Origin of the sequence: Halorubrum sp. CBA1125 (genome assembly GCF_009742825.1) — an archaeon.
GTDB lineage: Archaea > Halobacteriota > Halobacteria > Halobacteriales > Haloferacaceae > Halorubrum.
This window is the reverse complement of record NZ_WPCE01000258.1, coordinates 1-3,276: the sequence shown is the minus strand read 5'-3', so window position 1 is coordinate 3,276 and position 3,276 is coordinate 1. Positions and strand designations below refer to the sequence as shown.

The window sequence follows — 3,276 nt, the reverse complement described above, 5'->3', positions numbered from 1 at the left end:
CAGCTCGACGCTGCCCGCGTCCCCGCCGTCCAGGTCGTGTACTGTTGCGTTCATTGGTTATCCCTGGTTGGATGCGGTGGATACGTACCGGACCTCGGGGTCGAGGCGCGGCTGGTCGTTCGGCCGGATGGCCGGGCGGAACCGCAGCAGGCGCTTGTCCGGTCCCGGCAGCGAGCCCTTGATGAGCGCGTACTCGCCGTCGACCTCGCCGTAGTTGACGAAGCCGCCGTCGACGCTGGCGTCGTCGCCCTCGCCGAAGTCGATGAGGCGCTTGTTGAGCTCGGTGCGCTGGTGGTAGCCGGTCTGTCCCTGCTGGGGCACGGTGGAGCGCACGCGGGAGGGGTTCCACGGACCGAGGTTGCCGATCCGGCGCCGCCATCCCTGGCGGGCGTGTTTCCCCTTCCGCTTTTGAACGCCCCAGCGCTTGACGGGGCCCTGGGTCCCCTTCCCCTTCGTGACGCCGGAGACGTCGGTGTACTGGCCGGCGCGGAAGACGTCGCCGAACTCGTGGGCGCCGCCCGCCTCGACCAGTTCGAGCGCGAAGTCGGCGCGCTCCTCTAAGGAGCCGCCGCCGACCCGCGTCTCCATCACGTCGGGCTTCTTCTTGGGGACATTCGCGAGCTCCGCGGGGACGGTGTGGGTGATAACGCGAACGTCGTCGACGACGTCGTCGTCGAGCAGCGCGCGCAGCTCCTCGGCGTCCTCCTCGAAGGTGTCTTCCGCCGGCAGGTCGAGCGCGCGGTCGAGCTCCTCGTGGAACTCGCCGGTCCAGACCTCGGCTACCGGCTTCTGTCCGTACGGCGTGTCTTCGTAGGCGCGCAGGGCCACCGCGTACATCGGCGGCGTCTCGACGACGGTGACGGGGACGGCCTCTTCCATCCCCTCACGCGGCGAGTTGGCCTCGTCGTTGACCATCATGACGTGGGTCATCCCGGCCTTGTAGCCGGCGAACCCCTGTAGCGCGGGGGCCCCGTCGTCGTCTGGCCACGAGCGGATGCGCGGCACCTCGCTCTCTGCGCGGGTGCGCGGGCCGTAGCCCAGCGAGCCTTTTCGTGGTCGGCTTGGTTGTGGCATGTGTTTACTCCGTGAGTGTGAGCGAGCCGAGGGTCGCGAACAGAGCCTCCTCCGTCCGGACGACCTCGCTCGCCTGTGCCGGGATCGTGTTCAGCCAGAGGTCGAACCCCGGATCGGGTTCGACCGGACGGCCGTCGGCGACGGCCGCCCGAATGCGGTCGGGCGAGAGCCCGAGCATCTCCGGAAGCCCCCCGCTCGGGCGCGCCGAAGGCGACGACGTAGCCGCCGGCCTCCCGCGCGTCCGAGACGAGGTCGCCGAGCCGCGAGACGGAGAGTTCCTCCCCGTGTCGCGACGTCGCGACGGCCAGGCCGCCGCCGGCGAGCGCTTCCGACAGGTCCGCTCCCACGACCTGGAAACCGTCCTCCGGCTTCCCGGTGATGCGGGCGCGGACCGGTTCTCTCGAAGAGACCCTGATGGTGACGCGCTCCCCCGGCTCGACCTCCATTCCGGAGGGGACGAGCAGGGAGATCGGGTGTTCCCGCAGCGGGGAATTGACCCGGACGCGGCCTTCAGATCCGACCTCGGTCACGAGTCCCTGTGTTTTCGACTCTCCCCCGTCGGGGGTCGAGCCGGTCCGCCACGGCACGCGGAGCGGCGGGAGCACGCCGGCGTACCGGAGCGCGTCGCGCTGCCCCCAGAGATCCTTTCGGAGCTCCGGCGGCGTCACGGCGTACCCCAGTACGGCACGGACGTACTCCCCGCCCCGTCGGCCGTCGCCTTCCCGGTCGGGGAAGACGACGAGCCGGTCCGCCCGGAACACCGCCGCCGCACGGGCGACGTAGCCGAGTTTGCGAGTCGCCTCGCGGTCGTCCTCGGCCTCCCGGACGACCGAAGACGGGACGCATATCGTGAGCCCGTCTTCGGTACGCATCGTGGCGAGACTGTATACCCCGATTCCAGACGGTGGCGTAAAAGGATAGCGGTCCCGTTTCGTGGCTGTGGCGCGTTCACACGGGGTCTGGCGGCCGATTCGGACCGATCCGAGCGAACTCGACTCACGCGAGTGTGTCACATCTGCGCACACGGAGTGCCAGCGGATCACGCCGGTGCCAGCGGATCACGTCGGGACGATCCGCGCCACCGGCGCGTCCGCGTCGTCGACGGCGACGTAGAGGTGCCCGGTCTCCGGCTCGACGGTTACCGCCCGGAGCCGCCACCCGCGGTCGGCGAGCAGCGGCTCCCGTTCGGTCACGTCCACTGCGGTCGGGTCGACGTCCCCCGCGTCCGTCACACTCCGCCCGTCGACGGTGAACCGACCGAGGTACTGGGCGGCGAGCGTGCCGGCGAACAGGTCGCCGCGCCACTCGGGGAACGCGTCGCGTCGTAGAAGACGGCGCCGCTCGGGGGGAAGCCGGGCCGGGCCGCACGGCCAGACGTGAGCCGGCGCGACGACGTCGTCGCGGTCCGCGTGGCTCACGCCGACGGGGTTGTCGGTGCCGTAGTGACACGCCTCGCTGGCGACCGGCCAGCCGTAGTTGCCGCCCGCCTCGATCACGTTGATCTCGTCGCCGTCGCGCTCGCCGTGCTCGCACTGCCAGATCGCGCCCGTCTCGGGGCGGACGGCCATCGCCTGCGGGTTCCGGTGCCCGTAGCTGTACACCGCGTCGGCCGCGTCCGGCTCGTCGACGAACGGGTTGTCCGGGTGGGCGTCGCCGTCGGACGTCAGCCGGAGCGTCGTCCCGAGCTCATTCGACGGGTCCTGCGAGACGTGGTCCGGACCGAACGTCGTGTCACGGCGGTCGCCGACGGTGACGTACAGCGCGCCCGCCGGCCCGAACGTCGCCCGCGACCCGTAGTGGTTCGTCGACTCGACGAACGGCTCGGCCACGTGGACCGCCGCGAAGCCGTCGAGCGCGGGGGCGTCCGGGTCGAGCCGACCGGTCCCGAGGTGCGTCGCGGACGCGCCCTCGCCGTTCGTCGCCGCGTACGTCAGGTACACCCGACGGTCGTCGGGGTAGGAGGGGTGGACCGCGACGTCCAGCAGCCCGCCCTGCCCGGCGGCGTGGACCGCCGGGACGCCCTCGACGGACGCCCGCGTCCCGTCCGCGGGGTCGACGAGCGAGAGCCGACCCGGCCGCTCGGTGACGAGCAGGCGGCCGTCGCCGGGGAGGAACGCGAGCCCCCACGGGTGCTCGAAACCCTCCGCGACACGCTCGACCGCGTACGCGACGTCGTTGCCGTCGGCATCGGAGTCTGCGTCG

2 protein-coding genes and 1 pseudogene are annotated in these 3,276 nt (G+C 71.6%); all 3 read right to left on the bottom strand.

Annotated elements, in window-relative coordinates:
- Positions 1–57: 57 nt before the first annotated feature.
- Positions 58–1,074 (bottom strand): 50S ribosomal protein L3, encoded by a 1,017-nt coding sequence (locus GJ633_RS15265; protein WP_156589479.1) that lies wholly within the window; start codon positions 1,072–1,074, stop codon positions 58–60.
- 4 nt (positions 1,075–1,078) lie between these two features.
- A pseudogene (locus GJ633_RS15260) lies at positions 1,079–1,946 on the bottom strand (putative RNA uridine N3 methyltransferase).
- A gap of 186 nt (positions 1,947–2,132) precedes the next feature.
- Positions 2,133–3,276: PQQ-dependent sugar dehydrogenase (locus GJ633_RS15255; protein ID WP_156589478.1), on the bottom strand; the 1,144-nt coding region annotated here is incomplete at its 5' end.